The sequence below is a fragment of the Georgenia faecalis genome, assembly GCF_003710105.1.
Lineage (GTDB): Bacteria > Actinomycetota > Actinomycetes > Actinomycetales > Actinomycetaceae > Georgenia_A > Georgenia_A faecalis.
The window spans coordinates 924,299-945,448 of the sequence record NZ_CP033325.1 but is presented as its reverse complement, the minus strand read 5'-3'; the positions used below and the strand labels follow the sequence as shown (position 1 = coordinate 945,448).

Here is a 21,150-nt window from a genome sequence, read left to right as displayed (position 1 = left end):
CGGCGACCGGGGTCAGCGACCCGCGCTGCCCTCGGTGTAGTCGCTGTCCTTGGTCTCGACCCAGGCGAAGAGCTTGCGCAGCTCGCGGCCGGTGGCCTCGATGGGATGCGCCTCGCCCTTGGCGCGCAGCTCGGCGAACTCCGGCGCCCCGGCGTCCTGGTCGTTGATGAACCGCTCGGCGAAGGCCCCGGACTGGATGTCGCCCAGGACGGCCTTCATGTTCTCCTTCACCTCGGGCGTGATGACCCGGGGTCCGGAGACGTAGTCGCCGTACTCGGCCGTGTCGGAGACCGACCAGCGCTGCTTGGCGATGCCGCCCTCGTACATGAGGTCGACGATGAGCTTGAGCTCGTGGAGCACCTCGAAGTAGGCGACCTCGGGCTGGTAGCCCGCCTCGGTGAGCGTCTCGAACCCGTACTGGACGAGCTGGCTGGCGCCGCCGCACAGGACGGCCTGCTCGCCGAAGAGGTCGGTCTCGGTCTCCTCGGTGAAGGTCGTCTTGATGCCGGCGGCGCGCAGGCCGCCGATCGCCTTGGCGTAGCTCAGCGCGAGCTCCCACGCCTGCCCCGACTCGTCGCGCTCGACGGCGACGATGACGGGCACGCCGCGGCCGGCCTCGTACTCGCGGCGGACGAGGTGGCCCGGGCCCTTGGGGGCGACCATGACGACGTCGTGACCCGGGGCCGGGTCGATGTAGCCGAAGCGGATGTTGAAGCCGTGCGCGAAGAGCAGCGCGGCGCCGTCCTTGAGGTTCGGCGCGATGTGCTCGGCGTAGATGGAGCGCTGCGCCTGGTCGGGCGCGAGGATGACGACGACGTCCGCCGCGGCCACCGCCTCGTCGATACCGGCGACCTTGAGGCCCTGCTCCTCGGCCTTGGCCCACGACCGGCTGCCCTCACGGAGGCCGACGGTGACGTCGACGCCGGAGTCGCGGAGGTTGAGGGCGTGGGCGTGCCCCTGGCTGCCGTAGCCGATGACGGCGACCTTCTTCGACGCGATGATCGACAGGTCGGCGTCATCGTCGTAGTACAGCTCAGCCACAGTGGTTCTCCCTGGTGTTGGTGGTGATGGGTAAGACGAGGCTCAGGCGCTGCGTAGCCGCTCGAGCGCGCGGTCGGTCATCGACCGCGGGCCGCGGGCGATCGCGACCGTACCGGACTGGACGATCTCCCGGATGCCGTGCGGCTCGAGCGCCGTGAGCAGCGCGTCGAGCTTGCCGTGGGCGCCCGTGGCCTCGATGGTGACGGCCTCCGGGCTCACGTCCACGACGTGCGCCCGGAACAGCTCGACGACCTGGAGGACCGCGGTCCGCGAGGCGTCGTCGGCGCGGACCTTGACGAGGAGCAGCTCGCGCTGGACCGATGCCTCGGGCTCGAGCTCGACGATCTTCAGCACGTTGATGAGCTTGTTGAGCTGCTTGGTCACCTGCTCGAGCGGCAGCTCGGCGGCGTCGACGACGACGGTGATCCGGGAGATCTCCGGGTGCTCCGTCGGCCCCACGGCGAGCGAGTGGATGTTGAACGCGCGGCGCGCGAAGAGGGCGGAGACCCGCGTGAGGACGCCGGGCTTGTTCTCCACGAGGACGGAGAGGGTGTGTCGGGTGCTCATCGTCGCGTCCCTTACTCGTCGCGGTCCCACGCGGGGGTCATTCCCCGCGCGTACTGGATGTCGTCGTTGCTCACGCCGGCGGCGACCATCGGCCACACCATGGCGTCGCGGCTGACGACGAAGTCGACGACGACGGGCTGGTCGTCGATCTCCATCGCCCGCTTGATCGTCGCGTCGATGTCCGCCGTCGTCTCGCACCGCAGCCCGACGCAGCCGTAGGCCTCGGCGAGCTTGACAAAGTCGGGGATCCGCCGCGTCTCGTGGCCGGTGTTGAGGTCGGTGTTGGAGTACCGCGAGTCGTAGAACAGCGTCTGCCACTGGCGGACCATGCCGAGCGAGGAGTTGTTGATGACGGCGACCTTGATCGGGATGCCCTCGAGCGCGCAGGTGGCGAGCTCCTGGTTGGTCATCTGGAAGCAGCCGTCGCCGTCGATCGCCCACACCGTCCGGTCGGGCTCGCCCACCTTGGCGCCCATGGCCGCGGGGACCGCGTAGCCCATGGTGCCGAGGCCGCCCGAGTTGAGCCAGCTGTTGGGCCGCTCGTAGCGGATGAACTGCGCCGCCCACATCTGGTGCTGCCCCACGCCCGCGACGTAGATCGCCTCCGGGCCGACGATCTCGCCGATCCGGCTGATGACGTGCTGCGGGGCCGCGTGCCCGTCGGCGGTGGGCGTCCACCCCAGCGGGTACGTCGAGCGGAGGTCGTCCAGGCGGTGCCACCACGCCCCGAGGTCGGGCTTGCCGTGCTGGGCGTGCGCGTGACCGAGCTCGACGACGAGGTCGGCGATGACCTCCTTGAGGTCACCGACGATCGGCACGTCGGCCGTGCGGTTCTTGGAGATCTCCGCCGGGTCGATGTCGGCGTGGATGACCGTCGCGTTGGGCGCGAAGCTGGAGAGCTGGCCGGTCACCCGGTCGTCGAACCGGGCGCCGAGCGTGATGAGCAGGTCGGCCTGCTGCAGGGCGGCGACGGCGGCCACGGTGCCGTGCATCCCGGGCATGCCGAGGTGCTGCGGGTGGGAGTCGGGCAGGGCGCCGCGGGCCATGAGGGTGGTGACCACGGGGGCGCCGGAGGCGTCGGTGAGCTGGCGCAGCTCCGCGGAGGCGCCGGAGCGGATGACGCCGCCGCCCACGTAGAGCACCGGGCGCCGGGCGGTGGCGATGAGCCGGGCGGCCTCGCGCACCTGGCGGGCGTGGGGCTTGGCCACGGGCCGGTAGCCCGGCAGGTCGAGCTCGACCGGCCAGCGGAACGTCGTCGGGGCCTGCTGGGCGCTCTTGGCGATGTCGACGAGGACGGGGCCCGGGCGCCCGGTGGAGGCGATGTGGAACGCCTCGGCGATGCGGGCGGGGATGTCGTCCGCGTCGGTGACGAGGAAGGAGTGCTTCGTCACCGGCATGGTCGCCCCGACGATGTCCGCCTCCTGGAAGGCGTCCGTGCCGATCGCGGAGGCACCCACCTGGCCCGTGATGGCGACGATGGGGATGGAGTCCATGTTGGCGTCGGCCAGGGCGGTGATGAGGTTCGTCGCGCCCGGGCCGGAGGTCGCCATGCAGACCCCGACGCGTCCGGTCGCCGCCGCGTAGCCGGTGGCCGCGTGGCCGGCGCCCTGCTCGTGACGCACGAGGATGTGCCGCAGGCGCGTGGAGTCGAAGAGCGGGTCGTACGTGGGCAGGATCGCCCCGCCGGGGATGCCGAAGATGACCTCGGCGCCGACCTCCTCCAGCGAGCGGACGATGCTCGCCGCCCCGCTGACCTTCTCGGTCACCGACGCCGGTACGTCCACCGCCACCGGTGCGGGGTGGACGGATGGGCGCGGCGTGGACCGCGGCGGCGCGGGGACTGGTCCCTTGGCCATCGGGAGCCTCCTGGTCGTTGGGGTGCGCGGGTGACGCGCGGGCAGTGCAGGGTGGGGCATGAAAAAACCCTCCGCCCCGGGGGTGCGAAGGGATGCGCGCAGTGTGCCGGTTCAGTGACCGGCGGCTGCGCGCTAGTGAAGTACGAGGTGCTGCATGTCACCCATGCTAGCCCTCCGGGGGCGTCCTCCAAGCCGCAGCCGCTCCCGTCTCACATCGTGGATCACGTGCCCAGCATTCAGACACGGGAGCGGGCGATGTTCCCCCCCGACCGCTCCCCCGCGCGAGACGGGAGGGAACATCCGATCGGCGCGGGACGTTGCCGTGGCATGCGCGCCATCCACGCCACCGCCGCCGGTGGCCCCGAGGTCCTCTCCGTCGTCGACCTGCCGGACCCGGTCCCGGGACCGCGCGACCTCCTCGTCGAGGTGGCGGCGGCAGGGGTCAACTTCATCGACACCTACCAGCGCGGCGGCGTCTACCCCATGCCCTTCCCGCACGTCCCGGGGAGCGAGGGCGCCGGGCGCGTGCTCGCGACCGGCGACGCCGTCACGGACTTCTCCCCCGGCGACGCCGTCGCGTGGGCGGCCGCCCCGGGCAGCTACGCCGACCAGGTCCTCGTGCCGGCCGACGTCGCGCTCCCCGTGCCCGCGGGCCTCGACCTCGTCACGGCGGCGGCCCTCCCGCTCCAGGGCATGACGGCCCACTACCTGGTCACGTCCACCTACCCCGTGCAGGACGGAGACGACGTGCTCGTCCACGCCGCGGCCGGAGGCGTGGGCCTGCTCCTCACCCAGATGGCCACCGCACGCGGGGCGCGGGTCATCGGCACGGTGTCGACCCTCGAGAAGGAGGTCCTCGCCCGCGAGGCGGGGGCGCAGGAGGTCATCCGGTACACCGAGCTCGACGACCTCGACACCGAGCTGCCCGCCCAGGTGCGAGAGCTCACCGGGGGCCGTGGGGTCCACGTGGTCTACGACGGCGTCGGGCGGACCACCTTCGACGCCTCGCTCGCCTCGCTGCGCCGCCGCGGGATGCTCGTCCTCTTCGGCGGCTCGAGCGGCCAGGTGCCGCCGGTGGACCTCCAGCGGCTCAACCGCGCGGGTTCCGTCTATGTCACCCGCCCCACGCTCGGGCACTACACCGCCGACCGGGCCGAGCTGCTGTGGCGGGCCGAGGAGGTGTTCGGCGCCGTCGTCGCGGGCCGGCTGCGGGCCCGGGTCGGTGCGACGTTCCCGCTCGCCGAGGCGGCCGAGGCCCACCGCGCGCTCGAGGGCCGGGCCACCACCGGCAAGGTGCTCCTCCTGACCTGACCGCCTCAGCCGGGCGTCGGAGGCTGGGTGCCCCCGGGCGCGGTCTCGCGGTCACGCCCGTTCGACGGGGAGCCAGAGCTCCGGCGGGCGACCGCCGCGCCCGACCACCACGCTCGGGGCCGGGATCAACGCATCGGCGCTCTTGACCGTCCCTCCGTCACGCTGCAGCCTGAAGCCCCGTCCTGCCGGAGGCACCCATGGGCAAGCTGGTCTACGCCGCCAACACCTCGCTCGACGGCTTCCTCGAGGACGAGACCGGCTCCTTCGACTGGTCCGTGCCCGACGAGGAGGTGCACGCGTTCTGGAACGCGCACGAACGGGGCATCGGCACGTCGCTCTACGGACGCCGCATGTACGAGACGATGCGCGTCTGGGAGGACGACGACTGGCTGACGGGAGAACCCGCCGTCGTCCGCGAGTACGCCGAGATCTGGCGTGACGCCGACAAGGTCGTCTACTCCTCGACGCTCGAGGAGGTGTCGACGGCGCGGACGAGGATCGAGCGCCGGTTCGAGCCCGAGGCCGTGCGACAGCTCAAGGAGGCCTCCCGCTCAGACCTGAGCATCGGCGGGGCGACCATCGGGGCCGAGGCCTTCCGCCACGGGCTGGTCGACGAGTGCGTGCTGCTCCTGTGCCCTGTGGTCGTGGGCGGCGGCAAGCCGGCGCTGCCCCGGGGCGTACGACTCGACCTCGAGCTGCTGGACCACCGACGGTTCGGCAACGGTGTCATCTACGTGCGGCACGCGGTGCGGAACGCCGCCTGACGCCGTGCGCCGCGCGGCGGGCGGCGTCCTCGTCGAGGTCGGCGGCAGCGGCACCCGGACGGTGCCCGAGGGCGGCCGGACGCGATCGCCCGGCCGCCCCTGGCCTCTTACTCGAGGATGGCGCCGCGGGAGGCCGACTGGACGAGCTTCGTGTACTTGGCCAGCACGCCGCGCGTGTAGCGCGGGGGCAGCGGCTCCCAGTCGACGGCGCGCTCCGCGAGCTCCTCGGCCGGGACGAGCAGGTCGAGCGTCTTGTTCGCCACGTCGAGGCGGATCCGGTCGCCGTCGCGGACGAACGCGATGGGGCCGCGGTCGACCGCCTCCGGGGCGACGTGCCCCACGCACAGGCCGGTGGTGCCGCCGGAGAACCGCCCGTCGGTGAGGAGCAGGACGTCCTTGCCGAGCCCGGCGCCCTTGATGGCGCCGGTGATGGCGAGCATCTCGCGCATCCCCGGGCCGCCCTTGGGACCCTCGTAGCGGATGACGACGACGTCGCCGGCAGCGATCGTGCCGTCCTCGAGGGCGTCCATCGCGGCGCGCTCACGCTCGAAGACGCGGGCCGTGCCCTCGAAGACGTCGGAGTCGAAGCCCGCGGACTTGACGACGGCCCCCTCGGGGGCGAGCGACCCGCCGAGGATCGTGATGCCGCCGGTCTTGTGGATCGGGTTGTCGAGCGCGCGCAGGATCTTGCCGTCGGCGTCGGGCGGGTTGATGCTCTCGAGGTTCTCGGCGACGGTCTTGCCCGTCACCGTGAGGCAGTCGCCGTTGAGGAGGCCGGCGTCGAGGAGCGCCTTCATGACGACGGGGACGCCGCCGATGCGGTCGACGTCGTTCATCACGTACCGGCCGAACGGCTTGAGGTCGCCGAGGTGCGGGACGCGGTCGGCGATGCGGCTGAAGTCGGCCAGCGTGAGGTCGACGTCGGCCTCGTGGGCGATCGCGAGGAGGTGGAGGACGGCGTTGGTCGAGCCGCCGAACGCCATGACGACGGCGATCGCGTTCTCCAGCGACTCCTTGGTGATGATGTCGCGGGCCGTGATGCCCTGGCGCAGCAGCTCGACGACGGCCTCGCCGCTGCGGTGCGCGAACATGTCGCGGCGACGGTCGGCCGACGGGGGCGCCGCCGAGCCGGGCAGCGACATCCCCATGGCCTCCGCGACCGAGGCCATGGTGTTGGCGGTGTACATGCCGCCGCACGCACCCTCGCCGGGGCAGATGGCACGCTCGATGCGGTCGAGGTCGCCCTTGCTCATGAGCCCGCGCGAGCAGGCGCCGACGGCCTCGAAGGCGTCGATGAGGGTGACGTCCTTCTCCGTGCCGTCCTCGAGCTTGACCCAGCCCGGCATGATCGTTCCGGCGTAGAGGAAGACGCTCGCGAGGTCGAGCCGCGCGGCGGCCATGAGCATGCCCGGGAGCGACTTGTCGCAGCCGGCGAGGAGGACCGAGCCGTCGAGGCGCTCGGCCTGCATGACGGTCTCGACCGAGTCGGCGATGACGTCACGGGAGACGAGGGAGAAGTGCATGCCCTCGTGGCCCATGGAGATGCCGTCGGAGACGGAGATCGTGCCGAACTGGAGGGGGTAGCCCCCGCCGGCGTGCACGCCCTCCTTGGCCCCCTGGGCCAGACGGTCGAGCGAGAGGTTGCACGGCGTGATCTCGTTCCACGAGCTGGCGATGCCGATCTGGGGCTTGACCCAGTCGTCGTCGCCCATGCCGACCGCGCGGAGCATGCCGCGCGAGGCGGTCGCCTCGATACCGTCCGTGACCTGGCGGCTGCGGGGCTTGATGTCGGGACCGGACGGCGTAGTCATGACCGGAGTCTAGATCTCGTCACGGGGCGGGCGGCGCCTCGCCCGCGAACCGAGACCGGCACGCGAACGGGCCCCGCCACCGGTGGGTGGCGGGGCCCGTTCGGTTGTTCCCCGTGCAGGTGCGCGTCCGCTAGCGGACGCGGACCGCCCGACGCCGGCCCGTCAGCGCCGCGAGCGTGCCGGCACCGAGCAGGGCGAGCGCGGCGAGCAGCGACAGCGCCGCCCCGTCCACGCCGGTGTTCGGCAGCTGGCCGCCGCCGGGGGCGGTCGGTGCGGTCGGGACCACGGTCGGCTCCGCGGTCGGCTCCGACGGCGCCGGGGTAGGCACCTCGGTCGGCTGCTCCGTCGGCACCTCGGTGGGCTGCTCCGTCGGCTCCTCAGGGACCTCGACGGCCGGCCCGGCCGGTCCCGCCCAGAAGAGCGCGGCGGCGAGGTCGGTAAACATCCCGCGCGGGTGCGTGCGGAACGTCGGGTAGGTCCCGAAGAGGAACGCCTGCGAGCCCGCGTCGGTGACGGCGGAGACCGCGACCGGCTGGCCGGCGGCGTCGGCCGGTCCGGCGGCGTCGTCGGCGCTCACCCAGTGCCCGCTGATCAGCGGGTTCTCGGTGTACGCCTGCTCGACGGTCACGTCGTCGCCGAGCTCGGTGAAGAAGGCCGGGCGGTAGACGAACGCCTCGCCGCTCGCGGTGGCCGCGAGGACGCCGTCCTCGACCGTCGTCACGCTGACGATGCCGTTGGCGCTACGCGGGCCGGAGACGACGCCGACGTCGAACAGGTCGAAGTCCGTCGCCAGCGCGGCGCCGGCCGCGTCGCGACCGACGAAGCCCTTGCCGGCGTCGAGGTAGGCCTGGACCTCGGCCTGACCGGCCTCCTGACCCGCCTCGAACTGCAGCGGAGCACCGAGCCAGAGCACGTCGACGTCGTCGAGGTCGACGCTGCCGTCGGCGAGCCCGGCCGCGGTGACGCGGACAGGCTCGTCGAAGCCGAGCTCGGTGAGCGTGAGGTAGTCCTCGCCGGCGTACGCCGCCGAGGAGGTGTAGCCGACGGTGAGGTCGGCGACGCCCTCGACGTCGGGGCCGGTGAGCTCCGCCTCGTGGGCGGCGTCGAGGCGCACGCCGTGCGCGAGCGCCACCTCGCCGGCGAGCTCGGCGTCGTCGGGTCCGACGACGTAGCGCGCGTCGCCGACGGCGCTCACGATGACGCCGCGGTCCAGCATCTCGTTGAGCGCCTGGACCTCGGCAACGCCCGCGGCGTTCAGTGCGAGGTATCCCCCGTGATCCGGAACGGTGCCGGTCGGCGCGGGCGCCTCGACGAGCGTGGTCGCGACGCCGAGCGCCGGGTCCTCGGTGCTGCCGACGGCGTCGACCTGGGCGCCCCAGAGCAGGCCGAGGCTCCAGGCGGAGATGTCGTACATCTCGGGGACGCGGTCGCTGATGTCCGTGCCGTCCGCGAGGAGGACGTTGGCCAGGCCGCGCAGCGGCTGGTGCATGTCGACGACGTACGAGCCCGCCGCGTACTCGGTCCCCCCGGCGGTGAAGGCCGCGTCGGCGACTCCCACCTCGACGCCGTGGGCGAGGAGCATCTCCACGAGCGTGGCGACGTCGGTCTCGGACTCCTGCGCCTCACCCGCGGGGATGACGTACGCCCGGGGGAAGTCGGTGCCGGTGACATCGGCGACGTCCCACTCGGCCGCCCACTCGTCGGGGCCGGGGTAGTCGGCCGCATCCGGGTTGGCCGGGATCTCCACGAGCGGCTCGCCAGCCGCACCGCGACGGAAGATCTCGATCTGGTTCCGGAGGATCTCGTCACGGTTGGTGTCGACGTACTCGAGGGTGCTGTTGATGACCTCCGCGCCGACGGTCGTGTTCACCAAGGTCCGGCGGGCGTTCTCCGCGGGGACATCGGCGGGGTCCACGCCCCGTACGTCGCGGCCGAGGGGCAGCTCGACGGTGTAGGAGATCGCGCCCTGGAACTGGACGTACTGGGCGGTGAAGATCGGCGGCCAGCCGTCCCACCCGGACGGGGTGTCGCGGTAGGGGATGAGGATGCCGCCGGCGTCGGTGAGCGGGTTGCCCTCGACGTCGGCGTCGACGACCTGGTCCTCGATGTAGAGCGCCGCGGCGTACGCGTGCGGCATGAGGAGGTCGTGGTCGTAGTTCTCACCCTGCGGCGGGCCGGTGGGCTCCACCTGGAGGATGTCGGTGTAGCCGTGGAGGTCGACGAAGAAGACCGGCTGCAGGTCGCCGGTGAGGTCGCGGACGAGCGCCGTCTCCGGGGTGGTGTTGGTGATGAAGTCCCGGTTGGGGTCGAGGTTGAGCGCCGTCGCGCGCGTCCCGCGGACGCGGCCGTCGGGGTTGTTCGTCACCGTGAAGTACAGGCGGTGGTTCTCGACGAGGCGGGTGGCCTCCTCGTCGCCGGCCTCGACGCCGGTGAGCAGCGCGGTGATGTAGGCGAGGGTGGCGTCGGCGCCCTCCCACTCGTTGCCGTGGATGTTGCCGTTGAACCACACGGGCGCCTTGTAGCCCTCGAGCAGGGCGGGGTCGGCCGCGGCGGCCGCAGCGTCGTGCTTGATGGCGTCGCGCCAGGCGTCCTGCTGCGCGCTCTCGGCAGCGGTCTCGGGGGCGGTCACCGTCACGAGGTAGATCTCGCGCCCCTCGGTGGACTCACCGACCACCTCGGTGGAGACGAGGTCGCTCTGCGCGGCAAGGGCGTTGAGGACCGGCGCGATCGCGTGGTAGGCGATCGCCCCGCGCCCGATGGAGGCGTCGGCGGGGTCCGCGGCCGGCACCGTCAGCGGCGCCGATCGCGGGTAGGGCGCGCCGTCGTCGTCGGGGACCGACGGCAGCACCACAGTGGGGGCAAGCGATGCGGGAGCCGCAACCGCGGGTGCGTGGCCGGCAAGCGCCGGGACCGCGCCGGCCGGGGCTGCTGCCGTCGTCACCAGCGCAGTGGCGGTGACGAGGGCGCACAGCGCACCGGGTCGTCGAACGTGCATGGTCGTCCTTCCGGAAAGGAGGGTGGGGAGGTGTCGCGTCAGGCCGCGCCCGGCGAAGCCGGACGCTGATCTGAGGTGAGGAGCGCCGTCCTGGCGCGGTGGCCCGTGAACGGCGGGGTGGTGCACCCTCCGAGGAAGGCGCGGCGGCGATGTCACGCAGGTGGGGAGCGGCACGGAGGTACACGCGCCCGACGCTTGGGTACGCCGCCACCTGGGACGGCGCCTTCCCCGGCGTCAGGGGCCCATGGAGTCTCCGGCTCTTGTCCTCGAGGAGCGCGCAGCGCGCTAGATCACATGTGATCACACACGCATTGCACGGACGTTACCGTGACCGGGTACCGAGACGACAGGTCCCGCTCTCTCCTCGCTGAGAGAAGCCCTGAGATCCGCCGACACAGGGAGCGCGGCTCCACGATCCCCCTCGGGGTCGAACCAACGGCGCTGGGAGAGCCCCTGAGCCGGCCGCGACACCGCAAGCGCTGCGGCACCCGGGCACGACAAAGGGCCGCAACCGAGAGGTTGCGGCCCTGAGCCATGACGCAGATATGGGCCGCAACCTGGTGGTTGCGGCCCATACCCTCAATGGGTGTTCGGCGGTGTCCTACTCTCCCACGCGGTCTCCCACGCAGTACCATCGGCGCTGAAGGGCTTAGCTTCCGGGTTCGGAATGGGACCGGGCGTTTCCCCTTCGCTATGACCGCCGTAACTCTATGGAGATATGCCGCCCCATCCACCGCGCCCCGTGGGGGGCGTGGATGGGTGGTGCGTATCTCGGGAACCGTACAGTGGACGCATGCGCATTGATCTTGTTGTTTGTGTCAAGTTGTCGGCCAATTAGTACCGGTCAGCTCCACGGGTCTTTAGTCCCCGCTTCCACGTCCGGCCTATCAACCCAGTGTTCTGCTGGGGGCCTTCCCGCCCGTAGGCGGTGGAAACCTCATCTTGAAGCAGGCTTCCCGCTTAGATGCTTTCAGCGGTTATCCCTTCCGAACGTAGCCAACCAGCCGTGCTCCTGGCGGAACAACTGGCACACCAGAGGTTCGTCCGTCCCGGTCCTCTCGTACTAGGGACAGGTCTTCTCAAGTTTCCTGCGCGCGCAGCGGATAGGGACCGAACTGTCTCACGACGTTCTAAACCCAGCTCGCGTACCGCTTTAATGGGCGAACAGCCCAACCCTTGGGACCTACTCCAGCCCCAGGATGCGACGAGCCGACATCGAGGTGCCAAACCATGCCGTCGATATGGACTCTTGGGCAAGATCAGCCTGTTATCCCCGGGGTACCTTTTATCCGTTGAGCGACGGCGCTTCCACAAGCCACCGCCGGATCACTAGTTCCGACTTTCGTCCCTGCTCGACCTGTCAGTCTCACAGTCAAGCTCCCTTGTGCACTTGCACTCGCCACCTGATTGCCAACCAGGCTGAGGGAACCTTTGAGCGCCTCCGTTACATTTTAGGAGGCAACCGCCCCAGTTAAACTACCCACCAGGCACTGTCCCTGATCCGGATTACGGACCGAGGTTAGATGTCCAGAACGACCAGAGTGGTATTTCAACGTTGACTCCACCATCACTGGCGTGACGGCTTCACAGTCTCCCACCTATCCTACACAAGCCGTACCGAACACCAATACCAAGCTATAGTAAAGGTCCCGGGGTCTTTCCGTCCTGCTGCGCGTAACGAGCATCTTTACTCGTAATGCAATTTCGCCGAGTTCGCGGTTGAGACAGCGGAGAAGTCGTTACGCCATTCGTGCAGGTCGGAACTTACCCGACAAGGAATTTCGCTACCTTAGGATGGTTATAGTTACCACCGCCGTTTACTGGGGCTTAAATTCTGAGCTTCGCCCCGAAGGGCTGACCCGTCCTCTTAACCTTCCAGCACCGGGCAGGCGTCAGTCCGTATACATCGTCTTGCGACTTCGCACGGACCTGTGTTTTTAGTAAACAGTCGCTTCTCCCTGGTCTCTGCGGCCCTCAAAGGCTAGCCAGCAAGTGGCTTCACCCCTCAGGCCCCCCTTCTCCCGAAGTTACGGGGGCATTTTGCCGAGTTCCTTAACCACGATTCTCTCGATCGCCTTGGTATACTCTACCTGACCACCTGAGTCGGTTTAGGGTACGGGCGGCTAACACCTCGCGTCGAGGCTTTTCTTGGCAGCATAGGATCACCCTGCTTCCCGCATACGCGGTCACTATCGAGCCTGAGGCTGTATGAGGTGCGGATTTGCCTGCACCTCGCCCTGCGCCCTTAGACGTGCATTGCCATTAAGCACGCGGTGGCTACCTGTCTGCGTCACCCCTGTTAATACGCTTACCTACTACCGGTTCGGGTCCCGCGCGCAGCCGGCGCCACTCCCGAAGGAGGAGACGTCGGCCTTGGGCGGTTAGCATCACCGGGCTCGGTATGGGCGGTGTTTCGCCGGTACGGGAATATCAACCCGTTGTCCATCGACTACGCCTGTCGGCCTCGCCTTAGGTCCCGACTTACCCAGGGCGGATTAGCCTGGCCCTGGAACCCTTGGTCATTCGGCGGACGGGTTTCTCACCCGTCATTCGCTACTCATGCCTGCATTCTCACTCGTGTGGGATCCACCACTGGGTCACCCCGCAGCTTCACCTCCCACACGACGCTCCCCTACCCATCCGCGCCCCTGAACACCCATCAAGTGGGAGCTAGGGTATTGCGCGAATGCCACAGCTTCGGCGGTATGCTTGAGCCCCGCTACATTGTCGGCGCAGAATCACTTGACCAGTGAGCTATTACGCACTCTTTCAAGGGTGGCTGCTTCTAAGCCAACCTCCTGGTTGTCTGTGCAACTCCACATCCTTTCCCACTTAGCATACGCTTAGGGGCCTTAGCTGGTGGTCTGGGCTGTTTCCCTCTCGACTACGAAGCTTATCCCCCGCAGTCTCACTGCCACGCTCTCACTTACCGGCATTCGGAGTTTGGCTGACGTCAGTAACCTTGTAGGGCCCATCGGCCATCCAGTAGCTCTACCTCCGGCAAGAAACACGTGACGCTGCACCTAAATGCATTTCGGGGAGAACCAGCTATCACGAAGTTTGATTGGCCTTTCACCCCTACCCACAGGTCATCCCCTCAGTTTTCAACCTAAGTGGGTTCGGTCCTCCACGCGGTCTTACCCGCGCTTCAACCTGCCCATGGGTAGATCACTTCGCTTCGGGTCTAGAGCACGCGACTGTATCGCCCTATTCGGACTCGCTTTCGCTACGGCTTCCCCACACGGGTTAACCTCGCCACGTACCACTAACTCGCAGGCTCATTCTTCAAAAGGCACGCCGTCACCCCAGCTAGGGAGGCTCCGACGGGTTGTAAGCACTCGGTTTCAGGTACTATTTCACTCCCCTCCCGGGGTACTTTTCACCTTTCCCTCACGGTACTTGTCCGCTATCGGTCACTAGGTAGTATTTAGGCTTAGCAAGTGGTCTTGCCAGATTCACACGGGATTTCACGGGCCCCGTGCTACTCGGGATCCCCACACAGGAGGTGCTGCCATTTCGTCTACGGGGGTCTCACCCTCTGTGCCCGGCCTTCCCAGACCGCTCGACTATGACAGCACTTTCTCACTCCCTACCCGGTCGGCAGACCGGATTGGTGGGTCCCACAACCCCGATGATGCAACGACTGCCGTCTATCACACACCACCGGTTTAGCCTGATCCGCTTTCGCTCGCCACTACTCACGGAATATCTCTTCCTGTGGGTACTGAGATGTTTCACTTCCCCACGTTCCCTCCGCACGCCCTATATATTCAGGCGCGGGTGACTGGGCATGACCCCAGCCGGGTTTCCCCATTCGGACATCCTCGGATCACGGTTCGTTTGCCAACTCCCCGAGGCTTATCGCAGGCTACAACGTCCTTCTTCGGCTCCTAGTGCCAAGGCATCCACCGAATGCTCTTAAAAACTTGACCACATAAAGATCAAAGATGCTCGCGTCCACTGTACAGTTCTCAAGCTACGCACCGACCAACCCCGGACACCACACCCAAGGGGTGCAGCACCGGCGAAAGCGGCCACCAGGTGAAACAGCTCGAACGACCCACCACAACGGGCGGGCGCCGGCCTGTTCCCCCAGGACCCAACAGCGCACCAAGTCTGTGACGTTCCACCCATGAGCAACCACCGCACGGACATGCGCCGTACGCGTGGCCACCTGGACACCACCAGCCGAAGCTGGTAGGCGCCGGTGAAGCTCCTTAGAAAGGAGGTGATCCAGCCGCACCTTCCGGTACGGCTACCTTGTTACGACTTCGTCCCAATCGCCAGTCCCACCTTCGACGGCTCCCCCCACAAGGGTTGGGCCACCGGCTTCGGGTGTTACCGACTTTCGTGACGTGACGGGCGGTGTGTACAAGGCCCGAGAACGTATTCACCGCAGCGTTGCTGATCTGCGATTACTAGCGACTCCGACTTCATGGGGTCGAGTTGCAGACCCCAATCCGAACTGAGACCGGCTTTTTGGGATTCGCTCCACCTCGCGGTATCGCAGCCCTTTGTACCGGCCATTGTAGCATGCGTGAAGCCCAAGACATAAGGGGCATGATGATTTGACGTCATCCCCACCTTCCTCCGAGTTGACCCCGGCAGTCTCCCATGAGTCCCCACCATTACGTGCTGGCAACACAGGACGAGGGTTGCGCTCGTTGCGGGACTTAACCCAACATCTCACGACACGAGCTGACGACAACCATGCACCACCTGTACACCGACCTTGCGGGGAGCACATCTCTGCACTTTTCCGGTGTATGTCAAGCCTTGGTAAGGTTCTTCGCGTTGCATCGAATTAATCCGCATGCTCCGCCGCTTGTGCGGGCCCCCGTCAATTCCTTTGAGTTTTAGCCTTGCGGCCGTACTCCCCAGGCGGGGCACTTAATGCGTTAGCTGCGGCACGGAATCCGTGGAATGGACCCCACACCTAGTGCCCAACGTTTACGGCATGGACTACCAGGGTATCTAATCCTGTTCGCTCCCCATGCTTTCGCTCCTCAGCGTCAGTAACAGCCCAGAGACCCGCCTTCGCCACCGGTGTTCCTCCTGATATCTGCGCATTCCACCGCTACACCAGGAATTCCAGTCTCCCCTACTGCACTCTAGTCTGCCCGTACCCACTGCAAGCGCGAGGTTAAGCCTCACGTTTTCACAGCAGACGCGACAAACCGCCTACGAGCTCTTTACGCCCAATAATTCCGGACAACGCTTGCGCCCTACGTATTACCGCGGCTGCTGGCACGTAGTTAGCCGGCGCTTCTTCTGCAGGTACCGTCACCCGAAGGCTTCTTCCCTACTGAAAGAGGTTTACAACCCGAAGGCCGTCATCCCTCACGCGGCGTCGCTGCATCAGGCTTTCGCCCATTGTGCAATATTCCCCACTGCTGCCTCCCGTAGGAGTCTGGGCCGTGTCTCAGTCCCAGTGTGGCCGGTCACCCTCTCAGGCCGGCTACCCGTCGTCGCCTTGGTAGGCCTTCACCCCACCAACTAGCTGATAGGCCGCGAGCCCATCCCCAACCGATAAATCTTTCCAGGCACCCCCATGCGAAGGCACCTCATATCCGGTATTAGCCACGATTTCTCGTAGTTATCCCGAAGTCAGGGGCAGGTTACTCACGTGTTACTCACCCGTTCGCCACTGATCACCCGGAGCAAGCTCCAGGATCACCGTTCGACTTGCATGTGTTAAGCACGCCGCCAGCGTTCGTCCTGAGCCAGGATCAAACTCTCCGTAAAAAACCAACGCCAACCAGCCACCCCCGAAGGAGCACACCAGCCGACAATCCATACGAAGAAAACCCACGCCGACCCAAAGCCGACACAGGCCAATCCATGGCTAAACACCCACCACCAGGAACGGGGGTCCCCGGCATCCGGTGAGCGTTGAACCACAACAACCCCACACCAACCCCAGCCACACCCAGACGGGCACAACCACAGCCAGCATGAGACCAATTATGGCATCACAAACTTGGCACACTGTTGAGTTCTCAAGGAACAGACGCACTCCGTAGTGATCCAGTCTCAGCGACCAGACCCGCTCCCGGGGCAACCTCTTCAACTTACCCGCTTCGTCTTGGCCCTGTCAAATCCGGCGAACCGGACCGAGTGGAGCTGTTGACCTGCGGATCTCGAACCTATGATGGCACAGCGACGTCGTCGCGCACTCTCTGGGTTCGTCCGCCCGGGACCGGCCACCCGGCTCTGCGAGCCTTCTCGGTGTCCGTGCCTCCCTGGCGACATGAGAACTATAAGCAGCCGCCGGAGCGAGGGTCAAGTCGCCGCCAGGCCGCCGGATCGTTGAGATTCCGCCGATCCGGGGCGGTGGGCGCTCATCCTGTGACCGGCCGCACACGGGGGCGTCGGAGTCTGACGGAGCGTGCGCGGTTCTGTCGGCCGCGCTCCCCCTCGCCCGCCTTGCGCCCATCGTGGCCGGCCCCGTGAACGCGGCGCCCGGTCCCCGGGTGGGCGCCGCTCCCCGGGTGGGCGCCGCTCCCGGTACCTGCGCGCTGACGACGCAGGTACCGCGACGCACCGAGCCGCTGAGGTGCGCGTAGCCGCCCCCACGCCTGCTGCCCCCGCCCGAGCCCTCTCCGCCGCACCCGCGCCTCATCGCCGCTCGGCCGCCCACCCGCGCCACCCGCGCCACCGGCGCCACGGGCGCCACGGGCGCCACGGCAACGGTCCGGTCAGGCGTGCGCCTCGGCCTCGCAGACGCGGCGCACCGCTTCCGCGACGGCCTCCGCCACCCGCGGGTTGAAGACACCCGGGATGATGAACGAGGCGTTGAGCTCCTCGGGACTGACCACGCCGGCGATCGCCACGGCCGCGACGCGGAGCATCTCGTCGGTGACCTCGCGCGCGCCGGCGTCGAGCAGGCCGCGGAAGAGCCCGGGGAAGGCGAGGACGTTGTTGATCTGGTTGGGGTAGTCGCTGCGCCCCGTCGCCACGACCGTCGCGTGCGCGGCGGCGGCCAGGGGGTCCACCTCGGGGTCGGGGTTCGCCAGCGCGAAGACGATCGCGTCGGTGCTCATCGCAGCGATGTCGGACCCGTCGAGGATGTCCCCCGCACTGACCCCGATGAAGACGTCGGCGCCCGCGAGCCCCTCCCGGAGCGACCCGCTGAACCCGTCGGGGTTCGTGCTCTCGGCCAGGCGGCGCAGGTAGGGGTCGTCCGCCACGCGGCCGCAGTGCACCGCACCGAACCGGTCGAACCCCACGATGTGCCGGGCACCCTGCGCCTGGAGCAGCCGGATGATCGCGGATCCCGCGGCCCCCGTGCCCGCCACGACGATCCGGACGTCCGCCATCTCCTTGCCCACCACCCGCAGGGCGTTGAGGAGGGCCGCGAGCACGACGATCGCCGTGCCGTGCTGGTCGTCGTGGAACACGGGGATGTCGAGCTCCTCGCGGAGCCGTGACTCGATCTCGAAGCAGCGCGGCGCGGAGATGTCCTCGAGGTTGATGCCGCCGTACACCGGCGCCATCGCCTTGACGATCCTCACGATCTCGTCCGGGTCCGTGGTGTCGAGGCACACCGGCCAGGCGTCCACGCCGCCGAACTGCTTGAAGAGGGCCGCCTTGCCCTCCATCACCGGCAGGGCGGCGCTCGCACCGATGTCGCCCAGGCCCAGCACGGCCGTGCCGTCCGTGACGACGGCGACGGTGTTGCGCTTGATGGTGAGCCGGCGCGCGTCCTCCGGCCGGTCCGCGATCGCCTGGCACACCCGTGCCACCCCGGGGGTGTACGCCCGGGAGAGGTCGCGGCGGGTCCGCAGCGGCACCTTGGGGTTCACCTCGATCTTGCCGCCCAGGTGCATGAGGAACGTCGAGTCCGACACCTTGACCACCCGGACGCCGTCGAGGGCGTTGAGCGCCTCGACCACCCGGTCGCTGTGGGCGCCGTCGACGGCGTCGCAGGTGATGTCCACTAGCAGCCGGTCGGCGCCGGAGTGGGCGATGTCGACGCCCGTCAGTGACGCACCCGTCGCGGCCACCTGGGCGACGAGCTCGCTCGTCGCCCGCTGGCTGGCGGGTGTCTCTACCCGCAACGTGATCGTGTAGCTGGGGCTCGGTTGCACCATGGGCCGATCATGGCGCTCCTGCGGCCCGCTGGCACGCCGCCGCTCTGACCATCCCGGAGCACGCCCCGCGGCGGCCGCTGATGAGAGCCCTCCCGTCGTCCGTCCCTGGGCCGTTTCGGCCCCGGTCCCGTCCCACCCGCGTCGCGCGGGGTCGCGGGCGTGGCGGCACGGGCCTGCGTGCGTCGACCGCCAGTGCCCTCGCCCCACCGGGACGAGGCGCGGTGCGCTTGTGGGTGCCCGCGAACCCCACCCCACCTAGACTTCCACGCTGTGCACGACGCCGACCGCCCCGCTCTGCCGCGCGCCCACCCCCGCTGATGCCGACGACCCAGACGCGTCGCGCGATGCTCGGTGCCGCCGCGGAGGAGTTCCTCGTCCATGGCTACGCCGGGTCCTCGTTGGCGGTCATCGCCGCGCGCCTCGGGCTCACCAAGGGCGCGTTGGCGCACCACTTCCCCACCAAGGACGCCCTCGCGGCCGGGCTCATGACCATCCTGCGGCAGACGCTCGCCGATCAGGAGGCGGCCGCCCGCCGCGCGTACCCGGACAGCGGCGCCCGGGCCGTCGTCGCGCTCGTCCTCGGCATGGCGGCACGCGGGGTCGAGGACCCCCGGGTGGCAGCCTCCGTGGTACTGCTCTCGGACCGCTCGGCCCCTTCGTACGAGATCGCCGACGTCATCGCCGACTGGGTGGCCCGCATCCAGGGCCTCATCGAGCAGGGGCGCGAGCTGGGCGAGGTCGGCGGCCGGCTGAGCGCCCACGAGGTCGCGGAGCACATCCTCGTCACCGCCGTCGGGAGCGCCTTCCTCGGCTCGCGGATCTACTTCACCGACCGGGACCGCAAGCGCCTGCGGTTCATGCGCGTCACCCTCACGGCCGTCGGGGTCACCGATGCCGACGACGTGGTCGACGGCGTCCTCGCCACCCGTGCCAACGGCATGCTCACCGAGCTGCCACCGAGCATGGGGCTCAGCGCCCCGTCCTGAACCCACGTACGCCGCGAGGGGCCGACACCCGTGGTGTCGACCCCTCTGGCGCTACGTTCCCGGTGAGGCGCGAGCCCCGTCCGGTCAGTGGGTCGAGCGGGCGCGGCGGACAGCGAGCGTCGCGAGGCCGCCGACGAGCAGCACCCCTGCCGTCACCAGGAGCCCGGTCGGCTCGACGCCGGTCTGACCGAGGCGCCCCTCCGAGTCGGCCGTCTCAACCTCGGCGACCGCGTCGCCGTCGGCGCTCGGCGCCGGCGCGGCCGGGTGGGCCTTCCCCGGCTCCGTCGGGCCGCCGGGCGCAGGCCCGGTGGAGTCGCCCGTGCCCTCGGTCGAGTCGCCGGGACCCGGGACCGTCGGGTCCTCCGTGGTGGGCGCGTCGGTCGTCGGAACGTCCATGGTCGGCTCCTCGGTCGGAACGTCCGTGGTCGGCTCCTCGGTCGGAACGTCGGTCGTCGGCTCCTCGGTCGGAACGTCGGTCGTCGGCTCCTCGGTCGGAACGTCGGTCGTCGGCTCCTCCGTCGGAACGTCCGTGGTCGGCTCCTCGGTCGGAACGTCCGTGGTCGGCTCCTCGGTCGGAACGTCCGTGGTCGGCTCCTCGGTCGGGGTGTCCGGGACGCCGCCGCAGGGCAGCGCAGCGAGGAAGTCGTGGTGGTGGAGCTCGCCGCCCCCGCTGGTGCGGATGTTCTGCGCGAGCCACTGCCCGTTCGTCGTCACCCCGGAGGCGAAGTTGAGGTCCGCCCCCGGCGCCCAGACGGCACCCATCTCGAGCCCGTCGATCGTCACCTCACCGGTCACCTCCGACAGGTCGAGGAGGATGTACCGGGCGTAGGACTGGTGGACGCCGCTCTGGGCGGACCACCCCTCGAAATGGAGCGGGCCGATGGTCGTGGTACCGGCCGGGACCTTGACGACCAGGGGGGCCTCCGCCGTCGGCCTGTACCCGTCGGCCCGGTCGAGCTTGATGGTGGCCCCCGCCAGGTCGGTGTAGTCGAGGACGTTCGGCCGGTCGGTGGCGAAGCCCTCGACGAAGACGAGTCCGCCTTCGTTGCTCACCTGCACGTGGTTGGCGAGGCCGAGCTCCGGGTCGTCGAGGGTGCTCAGGCACTGGTTCGCCTGCTCGATCCCCCGCTGAATGCCGGGGAAGTACGCGGCGACGCTGCCCTGCTCCGTCTGGAGGTCAGCCACGTCGGCGCCGGCGTAGGGCACCGTCTTGAGGTCGAGGGCACCGCCGTCGGCGTTGGTCACCCGCAGGAAGTCCTGGCCGGCCGCGGGGCCGACCCCACCGCCACGCGCCGACCCGGTCAGCCCGTCGACGTCGGCGAACCGCGCGACCGCCGTCGCTGCTGGCGAGTCGGGCGCGATCATGCCCGAGGAGTCGAGGTTGGAGATGTCGAACCCGCCGGGTCCGACGAACTTGTCCGCGAGGATCCGGACGGGTGCCCCGTCGATCGACGGAACGAGGTAGTCGTGTTCGCCCGCCACGTGGTGGACCACCACGTAGCCGTTCGGGTTGGTCGTGGACACGCTCCCGAAGGCGGCGGCCGAACCCTCCAGCTCCGCGTTGCCCAGACGCAGGTCCCCGAGGGCGACGTACGTGAAGCCGTTGTTGACGGCGAAGGGGTTGACCCAGACCGGCTCCGGGGCTGCCGATGCGCCGCTCAGCGCACCCGCTGCCACGAGCACGGCCACCAGGCCGGCACTTCCTACGGCTCGCCGCTTCAGCGAG

At 68.9% G+C, this 21,150-nt stretch carries 10 protein-coding genes and 3 rRNA genes; 3 read left to right on the top strand and 10 right to left on the bottom strand.

Annotated features, from left to right (window positions below; translation table 11 throughout):
• Positions 1 to 12 precede the first annotated feature (12 nt).
• Genes ilvC through EBO36_RS03950 form a run of 3 tightly spaced genes read right to left on the bottom strand, consistent with a single transcriptional unit; the run spans position 13 to position 3,464 of the window.
• A complete protein-coding gene (ilvC, locus tag EBO36_RS03960; RefSeq protein ID WP_122823465.1) occupies positions 13 to 1,041 on the bottom strand; it encodes a ketol-acid reductoisomerase in 1,029 nt (342 codons plus the stop codon).
• Positions 1,042 to 1,083: 42 nt separating this feature from the next.
• Positions 1,084 to 1,608 carry an acetolactate synthase small subunit gene (gene ilvN, locus EBO36_RS03955; RefSeq protein ID WP_122823464.1) on the bottom strand — a complete coding sequence of 175 codons (525 nt, stop codon included), beginning with the start codon at positions 1,606 to 1,608 and terminating at the stop codon, positions 1,084 to 1,086.
• Positions 1,609 to 1,619: 11 nt separating this feature from the next.
• Positions 1,620 to 3,464 carry an acetolactate synthase large subunit gene (locus EBO36_RS03950; RefSeq protein ID WP_122823463.1) on the bottom strand — a complete coding sequence of 615 codons (1,845 nt, stop codon included), beginning with the start codon at positions 3,462 to 3,464 and terminating at the stop codon, positions 1,620 to 1,622.
• A 327-nt stretch (positions 3,465 to 3,791) separates the two neighbouring features.
• Between EBO36_RS03950 and EBO36_RS03945 the strand changes: the two genes are divergently transcribed.
• Positions 3,792 to 4,775: a quinone oxidoreductase family protein gene (locus EBO36_RS03945; protein ID WP_122823462.1), complete on the top strand. Its 984-nt coding sequence runs from the start codon at positions 3,792 to 3,794 to the stop codon at positions 4,773 to 4,775.
• Positions 4,776 to 4,972: 197 nt separating this feature from the next.
• A complete protein-coding gene (locus EBO36_RS03940; protein ID WP_122823461.1) occupies positions 4,973 to 5,539 on the top strand; it encodes a dihydrofolate reductase family protein in 567 nt (188 codons plus the stop codon).
• A gap of 107 nt (positions 5,540 to 5,646) precedes the next feature.
• Here EBO36_RS03940 and ilvD read toward each other — a convergent pair whose 3' ends face one another.
• The 6 genes from ilvD to EBO36_RS03910 all read right to left on the bottom strand — a co-directional run bounded on the left by ilvD (position 5,647) and on the right by EBO36_RS03910 (position 18,438).
• The gene (gene ilvD, locus EBO36_RS03935; RefSeq protein ID WP_122823460.1) at positions 5,647 to 7,350 is read right to left on the bottom strand and encodes a dihydroxy-acid dehydratase; all 1,704 of its coding nucleotides are present in this window, start codon (positions 7,348 to 7,350) and stop codon (positions 5,647 to 5,649) included.
• A 130-nt stretch (positions 7,351 to 7,480) separates the two neighbouring features.
• Complete coding sequence (locus tag EBO36_RS15865) at positions 7,481 to 10,345, bottom strand: M14 family zinc carboxypeptidase (protein WP_122823459.1); 2,865 nt, start codon at positions 10,343 to 10,345, stop codon at positions 7,481 to 7,483.
• 588 nt (positions 10,346 to 10,933) lie between these two features.
• A 5S ribosomal RNA gene (rrf, locus tag EBO36_RS03925) occupies positions 10,934 to 11,050 on the bottom strand.
• 109 nt (positions 11,051 to 11,159) lie between these two features.
• A 23S ribosomal RNA gene (locus tag EBO36_RS03920) occupies positions 11,160 to 14,277 on the bottom strand.
• Between the two features lie 289 nt (positions 14,278 to 14,566).
• Positions 14,567 to 16,090: ribosomal RNA gene (locus tag EBO36_RS03915) — 16S ribosomal RNA — on the bottom strand.
• Together the 16S, 23S and 5S rRNA genes form the textbook arrangement of a ribosomal RNA operon.
• A gap of 953 nt (positions 16,091 to 17,043) precedes the next feature.
• Positions 17,044 to 18,438: an NAD-dependent malic enzyme gene (locus EBO36_RS03910; protein WP_122823458.1), complete on the bottom strand. Its 1,395-nt coding sequence runs from the start codon at positions 18,436 to 18,438 to the stop codon at positions 17,044 to 17,046.
• 317 nt (positions 18,439 to 18,755) lie between these two features.
• Between EBO36_RS03910 and EBO36_RS03905 the strand changes: the two genes are divergently transcribed.
• Positions 18,756 to 19,424: a TetR/AcrR family transcriptional regulator gene (locus EBO36_RS03905; RefSeq protein ID WP_164471331.1), complete on the top strand. Its 669-nt coding sequence runs from the start codon at positions 18,756 to 18,758 to the stop codon at positions 19,422 to 19,424.
• A gap of 84 nt (positions 19,425 to 19,508) precedes the next feature.
• On the opposite strand, the gene EBO36_RS03900 is transcribed toward EBO36_RS03905, so the two are convergent.
• Complete coding sequence (locus EBO36_RS03900; RefSeq protein WP_122823456.1) at positions 19,509 to 21,113, bottom strand: collagen-binding domain-containing protein; 1,605 nt, start codon at positions 21,111 to 21,113, stop codon at positions 19,509 to 19,511.
• Positions 21,114 to 21,150 lie beyond the last annotated feature (37 nt).